The 18750-nt window shown below is 35.8% G+C and carries 19 protein-coding genes; 10 read left to right on the top strand and 9 right to left on the bottom strand.

What is annotated here, in order from left to right; all coding sequences use genetic code 11:
* Nucleotides 1-255: 255 nt before the first annotated feature.
* The gene (locus tag DN394_RS11820) at nt 256-1854 is read left to right on the top strand and encodes a peptide ABC transporter substrate-binding protein (protein ID WP_149293805.1); all 1599 of its coding nucleotides are present in this window, start codon (nt 256-258) and stop codon (nt 1852-1854) included.
* Between the two features lie 27 nt (nt 1855-1881).
* On the opposite strand, the gene DN394_RS11815 is transcribed toward DN394_RS11820, so the two are convergent.
* A complete protein-coding gene (locus DN394_RS11815) occupies nt 1882-2085 on the bottom strand; it encodes a hypothetical protein (protein WP_000559978.1) in 204 nt (67 codons plus the stop codon).
* A gap of 594 nt (nt 2086-2679) precedes the next feature.
* Between DN394_RS11815 and spx the strand changes: the two genes are divergently transcribed.
* Nucleotides 2680-3075, top strand: a complete 396-nt coding sequence (spx, locus tag DN394_RS11810; RefSeq protein ID WP_000258267.1) for a transcriptional regulator Spx — start codon at nt 2680-2682, stop codon at nt 3073-3075.
* A gap of 49 nt (nt 3076-3124) precedes the next feature.
* Here spx and DN394_RS11805 read toward each other — a convergent pair whose 3' ends face one another.
* On the bottom strand, nt 3125-3799 hold the full coding sequence (locus tag DN394_RS11805; protein WP_000362605.1) for a TerC family protein: 675 nt from the start codon (nt 3797-3799) through the stop codon (nt 3125-3127).
* Nucleotides 3800-4141: 342 nt separating this feature from the next.
* On the opposite strand from DN394_RS11805, the gene mecA reads away from it, so the two are divergent.
* The 4 genes from mecA to pepF all read left to right on the top strand — a co-directional run bounded on the left by mecA (nt 4142) and on the right by pepF (nt 9644).
* Nucleotides 4142-4825, top strand: a complete 684-nt coding sequence (mecA, locus tag DN394_RS11800) for an adaptor protein MecA (protein WP_098953844.1) — start codon at nt 4142-4144, stop codon at nt 4823-4825.
* A 72-nt stretch (nt 4826-4897) separates the two neighbouring features.
* Nucleotides 4898-6442, top strand: a complete 1545-nt coding sequence (locus tag DN394_RS11795) for a cardiolipin synthase (RefSeq protein ID WP_000799209.1) — start codon at nt 4898-4900, stop codon at nt 6440-6442.
* An 80-nt stretch (nt 6443-6522) separates the two neighbouring features.
* A complete protein-coding gene (locus DN394_RS11790; protein ID WP_097994399.1) occupies nt 6523-7767 on the top strand; it encodes a competence protein CoiA in 1245 nt (414 codons plus the stop codon).
* 50 nt (nt 7768-7817) lie between these two features.
* Entirely contained in the window at nt 7818-9644 is a 1827-nt protein-coding gene (gene pepF, locus DN394_RS11785; RefSeq protein WP_097917812.1) for an oligoendopeptidase F, read from the top strand.
* A gap of 129 nt (nt 9645-9773) precedes the next feature.
* On the opposite strand, the gene DN394_RS28945 is transcribed toward pepF, so the two are convergent.
* The 4 genes from DN394_RS28945 to DN394_RS11770 all read right to left on the bottom strand — a co-directional run bounded on the left by DN394_RS28945 (nt 9774) and on the right by DN394_RS11770 (nt 12228).
* Complete coding sequence (locus tag DN394_RS28945) at nt 9774-9947, bottom strand: hypothetical protein (protein WP_046957017.1); 174 nt, start codon at nt 9945-9947, stop codon at nt 9774-9776.
* A gap of 230 nt (nt 9948-10177) precedes the next feature.
* Nucleotides 10178-11071: a ClpXP adapter SpxH family protein gene (locus DN394_RS11780; RefSeq protein WP_000360672.1), complete on the bottom strand. Its 894-nt coding sequence runs from the start codon at nt 11069-11071 to the stop codon at nt 10178-10180.
* Nucleotides 11071-11469, bottom strand: coding sequence for a globin domain-containing protein (locus DN394_RS11775; protein WP_000043382.1), 399 nt, complete (start codon nt 11467-11469; stop codon nt 11071-11073). The genes DN394_RS11780 and DN394_RS11775 overlap by 1 nt, the downstream gene beginning before the upstream one ends.
* 180 nt (nt 11470-11649) lie before the next feature.
* The gene (locus DN394_RS11770; RefSeq protein WP_149293804.1) at nt 11650-12228 is read right to left on the bottom strand and encodes a CYTH domain-containing protein; all 579 of its coding nucleotides are present in this window, start codon (nt 12226-12228) and stop codon (nt 11650-11652) included.
* Nucleotides 12229-12374: 146 nt separating this feature from the next.
* On the opposite strand from DN394_RS11770, the gene DN394_RS11765 reads away from it, so the two are divergent.
* From DN394_RS11765 to DN394_RS11750, 4 genes are read left to right on the top strand one after another with little or no spacing between them, the layout of a single operon-like run.
* On the top strand, nt 12375-12746 hold the full coding sequence (locus DN394_RS11765) for a UPF0738 family protein (RefSeq protein ID WP_001179996.1): 372 nt from the start codon (nt 12375-12377) through the stop codon (nt 12744-12746).
* 30 nt (nt 12747-12776) lie between these two features.
* Nucleotides 12777-13415, top strand: a complete 639-nt coding sequence (yjbM, locus tag DN394_RS11760) for a GTP diphosphokinase (RefSeq protein WP_001081480.1) — start codon at nt 12777-12779, stop codon at nt 13413-13415.
* Nucleotides 13416-13433: 18 nt separating this feature from the next.
* Nucleotides 13434-14231: an NAD kinase gene (locus DN394_RS11755; protein ID WP_000673190.1), complete on the top strand. Its 798-nt coding sequence runs from the start codon at nt 13434-13436 to the stop codon at nt 14229-14231.
* A gap of 15 nt (nt 14232-14246) precedes the next feature.
* Nucleotides 14247-15140 carry an RluA family pseudouridine synthase gene (locus DN394_RS11750; protein ID WP_097917810.1) on the top strand — a complete coding sequence of 298 codons (894 nt, stop codon included), beginning with the start codon at nt 14247-14249 and terminating at the stop codon, nt 15138-15140.
* Between the two features lie 48 nt (nt 15141-15188).
* Here the strand turns inward: DN394_RS11750 and DN394_RS11745 are convergent, their stop codons facing one another.
* The 3 genes from DN394_RS11745 to DN394_RS11735 form a co-directional block, all read right to left on the bottom strand.
* Nucleotides 15189-16577, bottom strand: coding sequence for a peptidase G2 autoproteolytic cleavage domain-containing protein (locus tag DN394_RS11745; RefSeq protein WP_097917809.1), 1389 nt, complete (start codon nt 16575-16577; stop codon nt 15189-15191).
* Between the two features lie 154 nt (nt 16578-16731).
* Nucleotides 16732-17472 carry a bis(5'-nucleosyl)-tetraphosphatase PrpE gene (prpE, locus tag DN394_RS11740; RefSeq protein ID WP_098953840.1) on the bottom strand — a complete coding sequence of 247 codons (741 nt, stop codon included), beginning with the start codon at nt 17470-17472 and terminating at the stop codon, nt 16732-16734.
* A 74-nt stretch (nt 17473-17546) separates the two neighbouring features.
* Nucleotides 17547-18707: an FtsW/RodA/SpoVE family cell cycle protein gene (locus DN394_RS11735; protein WP_097917807.1), complete on the bottom strand. Its 1161-nt coding sequence runs from the start codon at nt 18705-18707 to the stop codon at nt 17547-17549.
* Nucleotides 18708-18750: the final 43 nt, after the last annotated feature.

Below are 18750 nucleotides of genomic sequence, written 5' to 3'. Positions count from 1 at the left end.
TATTATGAAATATAAAATTTATTTTCCTCTGATAATTTAGAAAAATATAAAAATATTTATTTTCAACACTTTAGTAAGGATAATCAGCAATATGAAACGTTTACAAAGGTATATTTTTAACAGGAAATTTTAATAAAATAGAAATATAAATATACAAAAAATATATTTGTGTGTATAATATGAATTGTTAGAACATATATATATTTCTTTTTGTTTGAAAATGAAAGGGCTAACATTTTTGTGGAGGGTGGAAGTATGAAAAAAAAGATGCCAGTTTTTGTAGTATCAACAGTAGCGATGAGCATGATGTTAGGGGCATGTAGCTACCAAAAAGATGAACCGCAAGCGAACGCAAAAGGGGATAGCGGGAAAAGCGGTGCGAAGCAAGTTATTAATCTAACAGAAGTGTCTGAAATTCCGACAATGGATACAACACTTGCCTCGGATGCTGCTTCTTCAAAAGTTATGAATAATACGATGGAGGGGCTATATCGACTTGGGAAAGGCGATAAGTTAGTTCCAGGTGTAGCGAAATCCCATACGAAATCTGAAGATGGTAAAAAATATACATTTAAAGATTTTGTATATGCATGGCAAAGAGCTGTTAACCCTGATACGGCAGCGAAATCAGGATATATCATGCTAGATGTGAAAAATGCAGAGAAAATTAATAAAAGAGAGCTATCACCAGATCAATTAGGTGTAAAAGCGATAGATGATTATACATTAGAAGTTGAATTGGATAATCCAGTTCCATATTTTCTTGATTTAACGGTGTATCCACTATTTTTCCCATTAAATGAGAAGTATATGAAAGAACAGGGAGAAAAATTTGGTTTGGAAGCAAATACAACTTTGTATAACGGTCCATTTGTATTAAATGAATGGAAACATGAACAAAGTTTCCAATTAAAGAAAAATCCAAGTTATTGGGATCAAAAAGAAGTGAAATTAGAAGAAGTTAATTTTAATGTTGTAAAAGATACAGGAGCAGCTGTTAATTTGTATAATACGAATGCGATTGACAGAGTTGGTTTATCAGCAGAATTAGTTGATAAGTATAAAGGGCAAAAAGATTTTAAAACAATTAATGATCCAACTGTGTTCTTCTTGCGTTTTAATCAAAAAAATCCAGCGTTAGCTAACAAAAATATTCGTAAGGCTATTTCTAGTGCATACGATCGAGATGGTATTGGTGAGGTTATTTTAAATAATGGTTCTAAGGGAGCTTATGGTTTAGTACCATCTGATTTTGTTAAGGGACCAGATAAGCAGGATTTCAGAAAAGAAAATGGAAAACTTTCAAAAGTAGATGTGAAGGAAGCTAAAAAATTCTGGGAAGCAGGAAAGAAAGAATTAGGTAAGGATAAAATAGAACTAGAATTTTTAAACTTTGATAATGAAGAATCTAAGAAAATTGGTGAGTATGTAAAGGGAGAATTAGAAAAGAATTTACCAGGTCTAACAGTAACGATTAAGATGCAACCATTTGCACAAAAATTAAAACTTGAAGATAGTGGACAGTTTGATATTTCGTTTACTGGATGGGGACCTGATTTCCCTGATGCAATCACATTCCTTGATATGTTTATAACAGATGGTTCACAAAATAAAATGAGTTATTCTAATGCCCAGTATGATGGTCTTATTAAAAAGGCAAAGCAAGAAGGTTCAGATGTAAAAGGACGTTGGAATGACCTGTTAAAAGCGGAAAAAATCTTATTTGAGGATGCAGCAATTGCACCAGTATTCCAACGCGGTAGATCTATATTAGAAAGAGAAACAATTAAAGATGTATATATCCACAAATATGGCGGCGAATTAAGCTTTAAGTGGGCATCTGTAGAAAAATAAAAAAAGCAGGCTAACCGCCTGCTTTTTTTAATACGTACGTTTCTTATAAATACCTTTCCCGCCAACTTGATTCCAGCCGGATTGAACATCCAAGCTTTTATTAACAAACTTCATTTTTTCTTTCCCGCCAAAGAGTTTTTCACCAATGCTATTTGTAATGACGCCAATCAATGCTGTGATTCCGATGATGAGGGCAGCAACAGTGACAAAATCAATAAAAAAAGCAATCATTTGCAAATTCCCCCTTTGCCTGTCTGTATGTTTATTGTATGAGATAAAAGATAAAAAAGAAAGAAATGTCAGAAAAATAATTGATTTATTTTAGAAATCGTATAGACATGGATGAGGATGTTTGTTAAAATGAGAACAAGCGTTCCTTTTAATTCTCACTTGTATAGTCTTACATTTCTTAATTGATTTATGAAGAAAAGGTAAGAAAACGTTCTCTTTTTCATAGAGAAGATTATGGGGAAATAACTGTATATCACATGAAAAATCTATGACAAGCCAGTATTAAGAGGGTTGAAGATTATTGTTAAATTACAGCTGAAGTGAGTTTGATCATGTTACATAGCAGTGGAATACACGGAAGAGTTTTCTCAATTAGAAGGAAATTTACTGTATATTTCTTGCAAAATCTATTGTATAATGATTATAGAAGTTACTTATTAAAAGTAATTGTTGTTTGCTCAAAGTTGTTGCTTACATGAAATGAGATTTTTTGCACTTTGTTATAAGACAAGGTATCGTAAAAAATTGCTGAATTTAGAAATTTAAACTGTAATTAGTACAGAATTTGTACTCTTTAAGGAGAGTGAGCTTTGTATGGTAACATTATATAGTTCTCCAAGCTGTACGTCTTGTAGAAAGGCGAAATTATGGCTAGAGGAAAATCATATTCCTTATACAGAACGTAATATTTTCTCAGATCCATTAACGATTGAGGAAATTAAAGAGATTTTACGTATGACAGAAAGCGGAACGGATGAGATTATTTCTACTCGTTCGAAAGTTTTCCAAGAATTAAATGTAAACTTAGAGTCTTTACCACTTCAAGATTTATATAAGATGATTCGTGACTATCCAGGGATTTTACGTCGTCCAATTATGATTGACGAGAAGCGCCTTCAAGTAGGTTACAATGAAGACGAAATCCGCCGTTTCTTACCACGTACAGTAAGAACGTTTCAATTACGTGAAGCACAGCGTCTTGTAAATTAATTATAATAATATGAAAACCTTCTACCTATTATATAGTAGAAGGTTTTTTTTAATGTTTCACATTTCGTAATCGAACTTGTTGCACGATAATACCGATGCATAGAACAGTGAAAATGAATAAGAAAGGCATGCTTGTGGTGAAATTTGGATTATTATGAAAGAACGTTGCAAGCCTGTCTTCATGTGTAACCATTTTTCCTGCTGTATAGGCGAGAATCGCTGCTCCGCAATAAATGAGGAATGGAAAGCGTTCCATAAGTATTAAAATAAGTTTGCTGCCCCAAATAATAATCGGGATAGAAATGAGTAAGCCGATTATTACGAGTAAAAATCTTCCGTGAGCTGCACCTGCAATGGCAATAACGTTGTCAAACCCCATAACGAGATCCGCGAATACAATTGTACGCACAGCTTGAAATAAAGTTGTTTTCCCCTGAATAGCAGAAAGATCGTTGCTATTATCAGTTAGTAAATTTACTGCAATTAATGTAAGTAAAACGCCCCCGATAAGTTGTAGAAATGGAATGTCGAGTAAATAGACAGCTAGTATAGTAAGGATAATTCTTAGTACGATTGCTAAAAGAGTACCAATCAAAATGGCTTTATTTCGTTTCGATTCAGGTAAATTTCGGCTAGCTAGTGCGATGACGATTGCGTTGTCACCACCTAATACAACATCGATACCGACAATCATTAGTACAGATGTTAAAAACTCTAAGTCCATTCGTCTGCCTCCATTTATGATGTTTTAATAAGCGAACTGTATGTATGTGGTGAAGAGAGAGACTAAATAATCTTCTCTAATAAAAGTTTCACTTTATTACAGTGTACGGGGGAGGGTGGAAATGTATGTCCAAATTTTTCATGAGTGAGAAATCGCTATAATGATATATTTGTGTAGATGGTCGAATAAAGATAGGCATATAACTATTTTTGTAAAATAAATCGATTTTATTTCCATTCTGGAGAATCTTATCATAAAATGAGAGTACAAGAATCTATTGATTTGTCATATGAGTGGGGAATCCCTTCATAACAATTCTAAGCAGGAAGGGAGAGTTGTATTTTGGATATTGAAAGAATTAATGACCATACGATGAAATTTTTTATTACGTACATTGATATAGAGGATAGAGGGTTTAATCGTGAAGAAATTTGGTATGACCGCGAACGAAGTGAAGAGCTCTTTTGGGAGATGATGGACGAAGCTCGTGATCATGATGAGTTCTTTATTGATGGACCGTTATGGATTCAAGTGCAAGCAGTCGATAAAGGGATTGAAGTACTTGTAACGAAAGCAGAGCTTTCAAAGGATGGACAAAAGCTAGAACTACCAATAGGTGTAGATAAAATTATAGACATTCCTCTAGATGAAGGCATTGAATCATTATTCCAGCAAGAATTAGTGGAAGAGGTAGAGGAACAAGCAGGAACAAACTTTAACGAAGATGGTACGTTTGGATTTTTAATTAAATTTAATGATTTTGAAGATGTCATTTCATTAAGCCACCGTCTTATCTTTGAAGATATAAAAGATGAGCTGTATTCATTTGAGAACCGCTATTATGTATATGTGGAATTCGATGAAGTGCTACATGATGAAGAAGAAATTGATCGTATTTTAAGTATTGTTTTAGAATACGGAGAAGAATCAACTTTAACAATTCATCGTGTAAGTGAGTATGGGAAACAAATTGTGAAAGAGCATGCGCTTGAAACAATTCGCAATAATTTTCCTGCTAAAACGTAGGCCGATTTCTGTAGTATGAAATCGGCTTTTTATATGAAGAATAGGAAAGCTTTCTTAGTAAGGAGGTAAGAGATGAAAAATACGTTAAAGTTGATTTTCTTTGTTTTACTATTGTTCGCGTTATTTGTTTCGTTACGTATGTTTATTGATGTAGCATTTTATTCGGATGTAATTGGTATAAAAGATGTTTCGATTTTAGGTATTATTAGTATTTTATTTACGGTATCTGCATTTTTAATTGGCTGCGTTATTTTCTTAGAGAACCGTCATCCGTCTAAAACACTTACATGGCTCATTGTGTTAGGTATTTTTCCGGTATTTGGATTCTTCGCTTATTTATTATTTGGACAGAACTTTCGGAGGAAGAGAATGTTCCAAAAGAAGGCGTTGCTCGATGAACAAGCATTTTTACAATATAAAGGGCATGAAGATTACGAAGAACGGATTTTGCGCAATCATAAGCACCAAGAGCTGTTATTTCGTTTAGCGGACCGCTTAGGCGCTTTAAATATTTCATTTCAAACTGAAACGAGAACATTAACAAATGGAGATGAAACGTTTCAGGCCATTTTAGATGGATTAAAACGAGCGAAACACCACATTCATATGGAATATTACATTGTGCGTGATGATAAGCTTGGAACAGAAATTAAAGATATTTTAATACAGAAATCAAAAGAAGGTGTTGTCGTTCGTTTTTTATATGATGCGGTTGGAAGTTTTAGATTATCGAATTCATATATTGAAGAATTGAATGATGCAGGAGTAGAAATGATTCCGTTTTTCCCTGTGCGCTTTCCGATTTTAAACGATAAGATTAATTATCGAAACCACCGAAAAATCGTTATTATTGATGGAAATGAAGGATTTGTCGGTGGATTAAATATTGGTGATGAATATTTAGGGAAGGATAAATATTTCGGTTTTTGGCGAGACACGCATTTATATTTGCGTGGTGAAGCTGTTCAAAGCTTGCAACTTATTTTCCTTCAAGATTGGTTTTATATGACTGGTGAGGCTGTGCTGGCCCCTGAATATTTACAAGCGAAAGCAGTTGAGGGTGATCATTGGGGAGGCGTACAGCTCGTTGCAGGTGGACCAGATAATAAATGGGAAACAATTAAACATTTATATTTTGCCATGATTTCTTCTGCACGGAAATCAATTTGGATTGCGACGCCGTATTTCATTCCAGATGATGATATTTTATCCGCATTAAAGGTAGCTGCACTTGCTGGTATTGATGTCCGTTTGTTAATGCCGAGTAAGCCTGATAAGCGCACCGTCTTTTACGCATCGAGATCGTACTTCCCAGAGCTATTAGATGCAGGGGTAAAGATATATGAATACGAAAAAGGCTTTCTTCATAGTAAAGTTGTCATTGTCGATTCTGATTTAGCTTCAATTGGGACTGCTAATATGGATATGAGAAGTTTTCATTTGAACTTTGAAGTAAATGCCTTTTTATATGATACAGACAGCATTCGAAAACTTGTTCAAGATTATAAAGAGGATATAGAAGAATCAAGTGAAATTCATGTCGATCGTTTTCATAAAAGGCGTCTTCATAGACGAATTGTTGAATCGACGTATCGATTATTATCACCTTTATTATAAAAAGAGATGTCCGAAATTGGGACATCTCTTTTTTAAAAGGAATTTGTAATAAATTGTAGAATATAAGGAGCTGAAAGGGTGTGATTCCGATGTTTATCGCCAAAAGAGAAAACGGAGAAAAAATTCATCTACTCTATCATCATGATGAAGAGCTTTTACATCGTATGCGTAAAATGGAAAGCTTCTTTTGCATAGCTTGCGGGAAGGAAGTGCAAATGAAATTAGGGAAACAAAAAAGTTGGCATTTTGCTCATAAGAAAATGGACGCGTGTCTTGCCTTTTATGAAGCAGAATCTATGTATCATATGCACGGTAAAGAATTGTTATATAGGTGGTTCAAACGTCAAAACTTTCCTGTGTATATAGAGCACTATCTTCCAGAAATTCAGCAACGACCAGATATTTTCATAGAGAGAGCAGGGAGAACAATTGCGATTGAATACCAATGCGCCAATCTTTCTATAGAGCAGCTGTACAAACGAACCTATTCGTATTGGCGAGCTGGTATACAGGTCATTTGGATCATTGGTGGAAATCAATTGAAAAGGCAATCAGCATATTGGATGAAATTCTCCTCACTTATGGCTTTCTCCTTACAATCTTATCCTCAGCCATTTCTTATTTTCTTCTGTTCGAAACAAAAATCATTTATGAAATGCGCGTTTCTCACTTCATTTTCTACAAGCGTCTCTTTCTCACATATTATCTATTTACCAACTGAAACGACTACTTTTGAAATGCTCTTTTCTCCCGTCTCTTTCCGAAAAGAAACATTAGGTGAGGAATGGAAAAAGCGAAAGAGCTATTTTCGGCAAAATGCTCTGCCGATTTGGAATTACAATCATAAGTCACTATTACGCCTCTTATATCAATGTAAATGTACCCCAGCAAATTTTCCTTCTGAAATTGGTGTGCCACTCCCGTCCTCATTTGTTTTTCAAACAAATCCATTTATATGGCAAGCTTTTCTATATATAAAGTGTATAGGTGAGCTTGCGGTAGGGGATTGTATTTCCCTTCAATATGTATGTAGTTATGTGAAAATGTATGTGAAAAGGCGCATGCTCCCGTACTTTTCACGGCATATATGGAAAGTAGCAGTTGCTGAATATATGACATTTTTATGTTATACAGGTGTATTGCAGAAAGTAGGGACTTATAAGTACCGGAAAAAAAGAGAGGTGGTTATGTTAAAAACAGAGGAGGAAGTTATGAAATATGATGAAATTTGCTTAGCGTATGCCTTATCTTTATTTGAGGCAAAGTACAACATGAGAGAAGGAAAAGGGGATATAATAAAGACTGATCGTGAAGGAATTACATAAGAAAAATCGAATTGTATGTAAGTAGAGATATTTAAAGGAGGGCTTAAAGGATGTCTGAACAAAACACAGCAAAAACATTACCAGATCGCAAAGAAATTGAAGAATCAAGTACGTGGCGATTAGAAGATATTTTCCAAACAGATGCAGAATGGGAAAAAGAATTCCAAGCTATTAAAGAGCTATTACCGAAGTTAACTGAATTTAAAGGGAAACTTGGTGACTCTGCGAACAATTTACTTGAAGCATTGCAATATGAAGACGAAATTTCAATGCGATTAGGTAAGCTATATACATATGCACATATGCGTTACGATCAAGATACAACAAACTCTGTGTATCAAGCGTTAAATGACCGCGCAACAAATTTATATTCACAAGTATCTAGTAGCACAGCATATATTGTGCCTGAAATTTTATCGATTTCAGAAGATACACTGCAAACATTCTTGACAGAAAATAGAGACTTAAGTGTATATGAACATGCATTAGAAGAAATTACGCGTCAACGCCCGCACGTATTATCTGAAGCGGAAGAGGCTCTATTAGCAGAAGCATCTGAAGTAATGAGTGCGTCAAGTAATACATTTGGTATGTTGAATAATGCGGATTTGAAATTCCCATCTATTAAAGGTGAGGATGGAGAAGAAGTGGAAATTACACACGGTCGTTACATTCAGTTTTTAGAAAGTGATGATCGTCGTGTGCGCGAAGATGCATTCAAAGCTGTATATGAAACGTACGGGAAATATAAGAACACATTTGCAAGCACGTTAAGCGGAGCTGTGAAACGTAATAATTTCAATGCGCGTGTTCGTAAATACGATTCTGCACGTCAAGCTGCATTAAGTAATAATAATATTCCTGAAGCGGTGTATGATCAACTTGTTGAATCTGTAAATGATAATTTACACTTGCTACATCGTTACATTGATATTCGTAAGCGTGCACTAGGACTTGATGAGCTTCATATGTATGATTTATATACACCACTTGTACCAGAAGTGAAAATGAACGTGAAGTATGAAGAAGCACAAGACATGTTATTAAAGTCTTTAAACGTACTTGGTGATGAGTATGTTGACATTTTAAAAGAAGCATATGAAAATCGCTGGGTAGATGTGTATGAGAATAAAGGAAAGCGAAGCGGAGCATATTCATCTGGTGCATATGGAACAAATCCGTATATTTTAATGAACTGGCATGATAATGTAAATAATTTATATACACTTGCTCATGAGTTCGGTCATTCCGTGCATAGTTACTATACAAGAAAGACGCAGCCGCACGTATACGGTGATTATTCAATCTTCGTTGCGGAAGTAGCATCAACTTGTAATGAAGCACTTCTAAACGATTATTTATTAAAAACGACAGAAGATAAGAAAGAGCGTCTATACTTATTAAATCATTATTTAGAAGGATTCCGTGGTACTGTATTCCGTCAAACGATGTTCGCAGAGTTTGAGCATATTATTCATAAGAAAGTACAAGAAGGACATGCGGTTACGCCAGACATGTTAACGGAGATCTACTATGATTTAAATAAGAAATATTTCGGTGATGCTTTAGTAATCGATGAAGAAATTGGTTTAGAGTGGTCTCGTATTCCGCACTTCTACTACAACTATTACGTATACCAATACGCAACAGGATTTAGTGCAGCAACGGCTTTGTCTAAACAAATTTTAGAAGAGGGGCAACCAGCAGTAGAACGTTACATTAATGAGTTCTTAAAAGCAGGGAGCTCAGATTATCCAATTGAAGTGCTGAAAAAAGCTGGAGTAGATATGGCATCTCCAGAACCGGTAAAAGAAGCGCTACAAGTATTTGAAGAGAAATTAAATGAATTAGAAGCATTATTATTTGAAGAGAAGTAATTGTAAAGACGAGGAATTTACCTCGTCTTTTTTTGTTTTAAATATTTTTGTCGATATTTGTCGAAAAAATAAGGTGAATTTCTTTCTTTTTTCTAAATTAGAAGGCAGTTTTACAGGTGATTTTTGTAGTTAAAAACCTTTAAATCGTTTTTTATGGTTGAAATAAGAGAGAGCGATGACAATGACTCCAAATAAAAGAGGGAAGGCAATAATTTTAGGAAAAGCTTGTAGTAGAGAGAGGATGTACAAGAAAAAAGAAACGATGACAGCTAGTAAGATAAGTAAAATATACGTTTTTTTCATACGGAACACCTCCAAAATAGCTTTTTTATAGCTTATTCAGAAATGAAAACGTTTAGAATGTGACAAAAGTGTGAAATTCGACAAAAGGGGTTGTCATCTGACGTCGAATCTTGTAATATAATAAGCGTGAACGAATTCACATACAAACATATACCCCTTTGTTTGAACGTGAAAATTTCTCCCATCCCCTTTAATATTTTTATAAGCCGTAAAGAAGAAGACCTGGTGTTTTACACCAGGTCTTTTTCTTTTGCTATCCATTTCCAATAACGTTCACATTTTACGTCAATCATTTGTACTTTTCGTTTCAGTTGTAATTTTTTCAGTTCACGCTCGATCTCTTGCTGCGAGCAGTCATATATAAATGCTACTTCTTTTGAAGATATAAATTGCGTTGCTTCTAGTAACACTTCTAAAGGTGGTAATGGTTCTGGCTCGATTTCACATTTTACAAGTTCTTTCAATAATTGTACGTATACGTCATAGGAATAAGTTCCAGCGATTTTAATACCTTCTTCATCTGAATTTGCATGAAAGAATACGAGAGAAGGTATTTCTGTAATATGCATCTCATTTGTAAATTTCAAGTCACATTGGAAAGCTTTTTTTGCGCTAGCGGAATGTAGGTCTTTTTTAAATTCTTCTACATCAATATCGCTATCTCTTGCACATGCAAGTAATAATTCACAGTCAGGGTTTGATACATTTTCAAGGAAAATGTATTCTTGGAGTTTTCGCAAAAACTTCGAACCTGCTTTTCGGCCCTGTAACTCCGCTGCCTTAATTGCCATCGAAACTAAATATGGTGTTGACGATGCTTCTTGCATATGTACCTTTCCATCACATGAAAAACCTTGTAAACTTGTTGTCTTTTCCCACACAAATCGAATATTAGCAGGTTTATTCCATTTGTGTGAGGAAGCGTTCGTTCCATCCACTTTTCCTGTTACGATATGACGAATAGAGAAGTATTTCCCGTATTCAAGCCATAGTTTAATAATAAAGGGCTCAATTTCCCAGCAATCTTTACAAAGTGGATCAATAAATAAATATGCTTCTACAGACTTATGCTCACATGCGGAAGGAGATGGCATATTTATATGCGTTGCTTCCTGCTTATCCATTACACTTCACCTGTTTCGTTTGGAGTATTAACCATATGCTGAGCAGTTAACGCTAAACGTTCAAAAACGAACTCTCTTATATGACCGTGCACTCCTGTGTCATCCATTGCTTGCTCCATACATGATAGCCAAGCCTCTGCTCGTTTTGGAGTAATCTCAAACGGAAGATGGCGTGCTCTTAACATAGGATGACCATGTTCTTCAGTGTACAAATTAGGACCACCTAAATATTGCGTTAAAAATTGTTTCTGCTTCCTAGCGGTTTCTGTTAAATCATCCGGGAAGATGGGAGATAGGTCAGGGTGTTTACTGACATAGGAATAAAACGTGTCTACTAATATTGCAATGCATTGTTCACCGCCAATTGCTTCAAATGGTGTCATCGGTTGCTTGCTCATCCTTTATAAACTCCTTTTTCCATGAAATGTATATCTATTGTAGCAATGGAATGTTCTAGAGGGCAAATAAACAGCCTTCATAACGTTCTTTGCTTATTTTTCAAATGTAAAAGAATCTTTTCCTTTTAAAAAGTGAGATATATCCACTAGTAGAACGTATTCACTAGTGGAATTTTCACTTTAGCGTGCTTTGTTTTGTTTGGCAAGGAAAAAGCGTTTTCCTTTATTATTTGTATGACGGATTGGTATGTCGTGCTGTTTTAATAAATGAATAAATGCAGCTTTTCCTGTTTCTTCATCTTGCACTTCAAATTCAATTTCATAATCATCGTGATTGTAATAGAAACTATGATCAAAGACAAGCGTTCCGCCTTCAAATAGTGTTTCGGCTCTTTCAGTTGTTAAACTACCCATATAAGTTAAAGTGGAAACAGGAATTTGTAATTTGTGTAGTTGATCCATTACAGCCCCTGGAATGATTACGTTTGTTTCCATCATCATTCTTGCTTCGTCTTCTGTTACGATTTGATGCGTTTCTAACAAGCCGACTTCTGCAGGTTGTTTCAATGTTAATGTATAAGTTTCTCCTTTATGACGAATACGAAGTGCAGAGCCAGCTTCTTTTAACGAGAAGCCCGGTGTTTCAAAGTAGTGATTCACCTGTTTCGTAAATACCTCAATAGAGAATGATTTACATAATGTATCGAATTCTTCTTCTGTAACAATATTTTTAAATTCAATTTCAATTTCTTGTGTCATTGTATGCGCGCTCCTTTTAAAAAATAATTCTTTACACATTATCGCTTTTTCATAAATTTGGTTCAATGTTTTATTTGTTTGCGTCCATGTTATGATACAATAATACTGTTAAGTAAGACAGGAAGTTGAGATGGAGGAGTAAGAGCATGCAAAATAAAATTCAAGTTAAGAGCGTAGAAAAGAGAGAGAATGCGCTTATTTTTTGTGCGGAAAATAATGAAATAGAGGTAAAGGAGTTAAGTGCGCGTAATCACGTACTTGTAGACTCAGACAATTTATCATTTTTATATATTTTAGAAAACGAATCATCTTTCATTTATGTAAGTATTCCGCACACATGCTGGGAAGCAATGCATGAAGCGATGAATAACGATATAGTAATGTTCGTTCGTGTGAACGACGTTGAAATGGAATTAGAAAATTTAAAAGAAGAAGTAGAATATTTAGTTGAAAATATTGAAGGTAATGCAAATTACGGAGAAGAACTAGTAACTGCTGTAGAAAAAGTATTTCTATAAGCAAATGGATTGATTTTGGTGGTGGTTGAAATGAATCGAAATTGGGAAGAATTTTTAGCACCTTACCATCAAGCGGTGGCAGAGCTGAAAGTGAAACTAAAAGGAATGCGTACTCAATTTGCAATGTTAACAGAGCATTCTCCAATTGAGTTTGTAACAGGAAGGGTAAAGTCGGTTGCTAGTATTATTGATAAAGCGGAGAAGAGAAATGTACCGTTAGACCGGCTGAGAGAAGATATGCAAGACATCGCGGGCCTTCGAATGATGTGTCAATTTGTTGATGAGATTAAGCCTGTTGTAGAATATCTTCGAAAACGAAATGACTTTGAAATCGTGGAAGAACGTGATTATGTCACGCAAAAGAAAGATAGCGGCTATCGCTCTTATCACGTTGTCATTAGTTACCCCGTTCAAACGATTCAGGGAGAGAAAAAAGTATTGGTAGAAATCCAAATACGCACGTTAGCAATGAATTTTTGGGCAACAATTGAGCATTCTTTAAATTATAAATATAGTGGACGTTTTCCTGAAGATATTAAAATACGCTTGCAACGCGCAGCGGAAGCGGCGTTTTTATTAGATGAAGAAATGTCTTCTATTCGTCTTGAGATTCAAGAAGCGCAGAAAGCTTTTTCAAGAAAACAAGAAACGAAAGATTCCGAATCATAAACTAAAGGGTGTTGGGCGATGAAATTTACAATTATGTCAAAGGGAGATCAATCATCAGATACACTGGCAAGCACGATGAAAGAATACTTGCTAGATTTTGGATTTATAATGGATGAAAAGGAACCCGATATTGTAATTTCTGTTGGGGGAGATGGAACGCTTTTATATGCATTTCATCGTTATTATAATCGATTGGATGAAACAGCATTTGTTGGTGTACATACAGGGCATTTAGGTTTCTATGCAGATTGGTTACCGACAGAAGTAGAGAAATTAGTAATTGCAATTGCTAAAACACCATTCCAAGTGGTGGAATATCCGCTTTTAGAAGTGATTATTCGCTATGTGAATGGGAGTAAAGAGTCACAGTATTTGGCGATGAATGAAGCAACTGTTAAAAGTGCGGAAGGTACATTAGTAACAGAAGTGGAAATACGCGGAGAGTACTTTGAAACGTTCCGCGGGGATGGCCTTTGTATTTCTACTCCTTCGGGAAGTACTGCGTATAATAAGGCGCTTGGCGGAGCGATTATTCACCCTTCTATTGAAGCGATTCAAATTGCAGAAATGGCATCTATTAATAACCGTGTGTTTCGTACTGTAGGCTCGCCACTCGTATTGCCGAAGCATCATACATGTGTGTTGAAGCCGGCTGCAGGAATGAACTTACAAATTACGGTGGACCATTTAACGATGGTTCATCAAGATGTGAAATCAATCCAGTATCGCGTTGCAAACGAGAAAGTACGATTTGTTCGTTTCCGTCCGTTCCCGTTCTGGAAACGAGTTCGTGACTCGTTTGTTGCAGATAAATAGAAAGGGTTTATATATTTGAACAGATTTACATTGAAATGGGATATAGAATCGGCTGAAGAGGGAACTTTAGTTAGAGAATTTTTAAAAACAAAAGGGATTTCTAAAGCCGCCTTAACGGATATAAAATTTCGCGGCGGAGCTATTGAAGTAAATAATCAACATGCCAGTGTTCGTCATCAGTTGCAAGCTGGTGAAGAATTACGTGTCTTTTTTCCAGTGGAAGAAAGAAGTGAAGGGATGATTAAAGAAGATATCCCTTTATGTATTGTATATGAAGATGATGCGGTTCTTGTCATAAACAAAGAGGCGAACATGTCAACGATTCCGTCTAGAGAACATCCGGCAGGTAGTGTTGCGAATGCGCTCTTATCTCATTATGATAAGCAGCATCTTGCAAGTACGGTGCATATCGTAACAAGATTAGATCGTGATACTTCAGGGCTTATGCTTATTGCAAAAAATCGTTTCGTGCATCATCTTTTATCGAAACAGCATCAACAAAAAGCTGTGAAAAGAACATATGAAGCAATTGTTCACGGTGAGATGATAGAACGAGAAGGAACGATTGATGCACCGATTGGACGAAAATCGGATAGCATTATTGAGCGAACCGTTTGTGAAAATGGGCAAAGAGCAGTTACTCATTTTAGAGTGATGGATAGCGCCAATCATAAGACGCATGTATCACTTGAGCTTGAGACCGGAAGAACGCATCAAATTCGTGTACATATGGCTCATATAGGCCATCCGTTACTTGGTGATGATTTATATGGAGGAAGAAGAGATGTGATAAAACGTCAAGCACTTCATAGTACATCTTTGACGTTTTATCATCCTATTTTAGAGAAGGAAATGTCTTTCACTACAACGATTCCAAGCGATATGGAAGAGGTATTAAGGCATATTTAAAAAGGGAACAAAATTCTTATGTAACGAAGAATTTTGTTCCCTTTTTTCTTAGCGGAATAATATTAAAATTTGATTTTCACCCGTGCGCTTTATAACGAAAAAGCCACTTTCGGATTTTGTAGCAATGCCATCGTTATTTGGACGACAATTTCCATGCGTTTCGCAAGTGCCGTCATCGCGTACTAACATTTGTCCAATTAATCCGACAGGAAGCCACTCGGTACGATCTTTTCTTGCTATATATTTGCAAGTTGGATCCCATTCTGTATTTAAAAGAGGTTGTATGTCTTGCGATTCCGTACGTACATATTGGCGTTTTCCAAAGTTATCTGTTTTATAGCGTTTTTGCCAACTTAAAGCACCGCTATTTCCTATAAGGGCGGGGGTTGCACTAGATATTCCTAAAATGAATGAATCGTTTGAAGTAGCGATCCGAATTTTTTCTTCGCTACTAAATGTAACGAAATAACCTACATCAATAAAATTATTGTCTGTTGTTTCAAACATTTGTGCAAAATCAGTTCCACTTGCATTGTAAGAAGCGCCATCAATATACATTTCCCCATTATGAGCAAGCCACTTTGCACCGATATTATGATCGGTTTCATTTGTGCCGTTTGCAATAAACCAAGAATAAGATTCTTCTGCTGTGCCGAAGCGCCCCATAATATGGCTACCTGCAAAATGAGCTGTTGATGTATGATTACCTTCCGCATGAGAAGAGAATCCGTTAGCGATAGTCGCGGTCCCTTCTGCATGTGCTGCTTCGCCTAAAGCGATTGTATGTTTACCTTCCGCATGAGAATAAGAGCCACCTGCTGTTGTTTCACTTCCTTCACTATGGGAACTATGTCCAGTTGCTTTCGTTTTTGATCCTTCCGCATGAGAGAAAGAAGCTTTTGCGTGTGTAAGAAGCCCTTCTGCATGTGAAGCTGTACCCTCTGCATTAGAGTGAAGCCCCTCTGCATGTGCATAACGTCCCCCTTTTTTTACTTTTGTATTTTCAGGTGTAGGAGTTTGAATTATGATCGTTTTTTCTGTTTGTATATCATTGGATGGTGCTAATGCTTCTCTTATTTTTTTCACTTGATTTATAATAGCAGCTGGAATTTCTGATTCTGCTTTTTTATTTATTGCTACAGGGATATCTTCTTCTGTATTTTTCTCTGTTTGCTCAGAAGGCACAATCTGTTCAGTGTGAGTAGAGAGAGGTTTATTTTTTTGCTGCATCTTTGTTTTTCTATTATCGATTATGCGGCTCATTACAGCATTTTGTAAAGAGACATATTTTGGTTTAGCTTTGTTTTTGGGGGAAGCCCCTTGTCCGTCCGGTTCTTCTAAAGCTGCAGCTCGAATGCTGCACCAGTTGTTAATTCCGTACATAGGCAGATAAAAAGGTGGGCATTTTCTTTTTTGTTTAGAAGATTTTTTCTTCATTCTGTCACCTCCTGCGACAGTATATGCCGGGTAATTAAAAAAAGATGCACTTTATTGCATCTTTTTTTAATTACTTTACCTAGTTTTTATAGGAGAGCCGCCTAAATGATACGGTAATCCTCGTAATTTGTGAATGATATCTAAATAAGGGTCGTTATGAAATTGGGCGAAATTTCTCAGGGACAAAAGACAGGGAGGAAGGGACGGAAACAGTCTCCATCTCAGGATAACGTAGTCCGGTTAGTTTGCCACCAAATACAGCGCCAGTGTCAATATTGACTGTATGATTTACGAAGCGAGGTTCTTTAACGGGTGTATGTCCATATACAATCCAAGTTTTTCCTTTATATTCTTTTGCCCAGTCGCGCCGAACAGGAGAGCCGTCAGCATGTTTTTCTCCTGTAATATCACCATATAATACAAAGGTTTGTACTTTTTTATCTTGTCTTCCTATGTAATCTTGCCGAATTCCAGCGTGACATACAATTAACCTTTTCTCATCGAGTACGTGATATAAAGGGGATTGCTCATAAAGTGTGATGAATTTTTCTTTTATAATGTTTTGTTTATGAGAAGGCAGTGCTTCATATTCGGCAACAGTTGTTTCGAGTCCATGAGCGATTGTCACATTACGCCCAAGGAAAAAACGGTATAGTTTATTACAGTGATTTCCCGGAGCGTAATAAGCTACCTTTTTATTTATGACGAGTTCCCATGCAATTTCAATCATACGTAATGAATGAGGGCCGCGATCTGTAATATCACCAACAAAAGCAAGCTTACGTTGGTCAGGGTGAAACGGCAGGTCACTATTCCAGTTGTATCCGAGTTTCGTCGTTAAATCTTGAAACTCTTGAAAGCATCCATGAATATCCCCTATAATGTCAAATTTCATATTTAAACCTCCACCATATTTTTCATTAGTATATCTAAAAAAGGATAGAGATAAAAATATACTATTTTTGCTCGTCATTTAAACATAAAGATTTTCGTTCTTGAGCGAACGTTTAAAACGAATCCAATCGCTATCATGTATGTGAGTAAGGAACTTCCTCCGTAGCTCATAAGGGGTAATGTAATTCCTGTAATAGGTAGTAATCCGATGGTCATCCCGATATTTTGAAATACTTGAAAAGTAAACATTCCGATTGTACCAGCACATATGTAACTACCGAAAGGGTCATTACTTTCTAAAGCGATATGAATCATGCGGAAAATAAGTAGGAAAAAAAGTGAAATAATGACACTTGCGCCTAAAAAGCCGAATTGCTCAGCAACATTGGTGAAAATAAAATCTGTATGTGGTTCTGGAAAGTATACTTGTCCATTTTCCCAACCTTTTCCTTGCATTTCCCCGGATCCAGTAGCTAAGAAAGCTTGTCTTAATTGATAGCCTTGCGCATCATATTTGTATGGCGCTAACCAGCCGTAGAAGCGATTTAGTTGATATTCTTGTAAAATGTGTGCTTTAAAGAATTTTGTATGAGTAAAAAAAATATACGTTAATGTAACGCCAGCTACAAAAATACAAGAAACTAATCCGAAAATAAAACGCCAACGTATACCAGAAACTAGTATCATTGCTGCGAGCATAGCTGAAATTACCATTGTGTTTCCTAAATCAGGTTCCTTTGCAATAAGTAGTAGGGGTGGCAAACTTGTTGCACATATTTTTCCGAGTAATAAAAAATCGCCGTGTATTGTTCGGGAAAAATATTTCTCATTGTGATTTGCTATAATTCGTCCGGTGACGATAATTAAAAACAATTTCATAATTTCAGAAGGCTGGAAATTTCCGATACCTGGAAGCCTGTACCAAGCGGTCGCACCTTTTATTGTAACGGCACCTGGTACTTGAAGTTCTAGTCCAATTAGTAGTACCAATGCAAAGCTATATAAATACCAAGCAATTTTTTGATAACGATCGAAATCGATAATCATAATAAAACCGATGGCTATAAATCCAATGAAGTACCATTGGATTTGCTTTAATACAAAATTTACATTTTGCAAAAATGGTGGTAAAGAGGCTTGTGCACTTGCAATTGCAAAGCAACTAACAGTCCCAATGGCAAATAAGATGAATAGTAATACGTAGTCTATTTGATATTGAGAATTTGGATCTTTCAATGTATGTATTCCTTTCTATCGCCTAGTAAGTATATGGATCATG

This window comes from Bacillus sp. BB081, assembly GCF_008368895.1.
Classification (GTDB): domain Bacteria; phylum Bacillota; class Bacilli; order Bacillales; family Bacillaceae_G; genus Bacillus_A; species Bacillus_A wiedmannii.
The sequence above is the reverse complement of the archived record's forward strand: the minus strand, read 5'-3'. Positions and strand labels throughout refer to the sequence as shown.

Excerpts from the sequence above, each read along its gene's own strand:
- DN394_RS11820 (WP_149293805.1), top strand. The coding sequence starts at position 256 with ATGAAAAAAAAGATGCCAGTTTTTGTAGTATCAACAGTAGCGATGAGC.
- DN394_RS11815 (WP_000559978.1), bottom strand. The coding sequence starts at position 2,085 with ATGATTGCTTTTTTTATTGATTTTGTCACTGTTGCTGCCCTCATCATC.
- spx (WP_000258267.1), top strand. The coding sequence starts at position 2,680 with ATGGTAACATTATATAGTTCTCCAAGCTGTACGTCTTGTAGAAAGGCG.
- DN394_RS11805 (WP_000362605.1), bottom strand. The coding sequence starts at position 3,799 with ATGGACTTAGAGTTTTTAACATCTGTACTAATGATTGTCGGTATCGAT.
- DN394_RS11795 (WP_000799209.1), top strand. The coding sequence starts at position 4,898 with ATGAAAAATACGTTAAAGTTGATTTTCTTTGTTTTACTATTGTTCGCG.
- pepF (WP_097917812.1), top strand. The coding sequence starts at position 7,818 with ATGTCTGAACAAAACACAGCAAAAACATTACCAGATCGCAAAGAAATT.
- DN394_RS28945 (WP_046957017.1), bottom strand. The coding sequence starts at position 9,947 with ATGAAAAAAACGTATATTTTACTTATCTTACTAGCTGTCATCGTTTCT.
- DN394_RS11780 (WP_000360672.1), bottom strand. The coding sequence starts at position 11,071 with ATGGATAAGCAGGAAGCAACGCATATAAATATGCCATCTCCTTCCGCA.
- DN394_RS11775 (WP_000043382.1), bottom strand. The coding sequence starts at position 11,469 with ATGAGCAAGCAACCGATGACACCATTTGAAGCAATTGGCGGTGAACAA.
- DN394_RS11770 (WP_149293804.1), bottom strand. The coding sequence starts at position 12,228 with ATGACACAAGAAATTGAAATTGAATTTAAAAATATTGTTACAGAAGAA.
- DN394_RS11765 (WP_001179996.1), top strand. The coding sequence starts at position 12,375 with ATGCAAAATAAAATTCAAGTTAAGAGCGTAGAAAAGAGAGAGAATGCG.
- yjbM (WP_001081480.1), top strand. The coding sequence starts at position 12,777 with ATGAATCGAAATTGGGAAGAATTTTTAGCACCTTACCATCAAGCGGTG.
- DN394_RS11755 (WP_000673190.1), top strand. The coding sequence starts at position 13,434 with ATGAAATTTACAATTATGTCAAAGGGAGATCAATCATCAGATACACTG.
- DN394_RS11745 (WP_097917809.1), bottom strand. The coding sequence starts at position 16,577 with ATGAAGAAAAAATCTTCTAAACAAAAAAGAAAATGCCCACCTTTTTAT.
- prpE (WP_098953840.1), bottom strand. The coding sequence starts at position 17,472 with ATGAAATTTGACATTATAGGGGATATTCATGGATGCTTTCAAGAGTTT.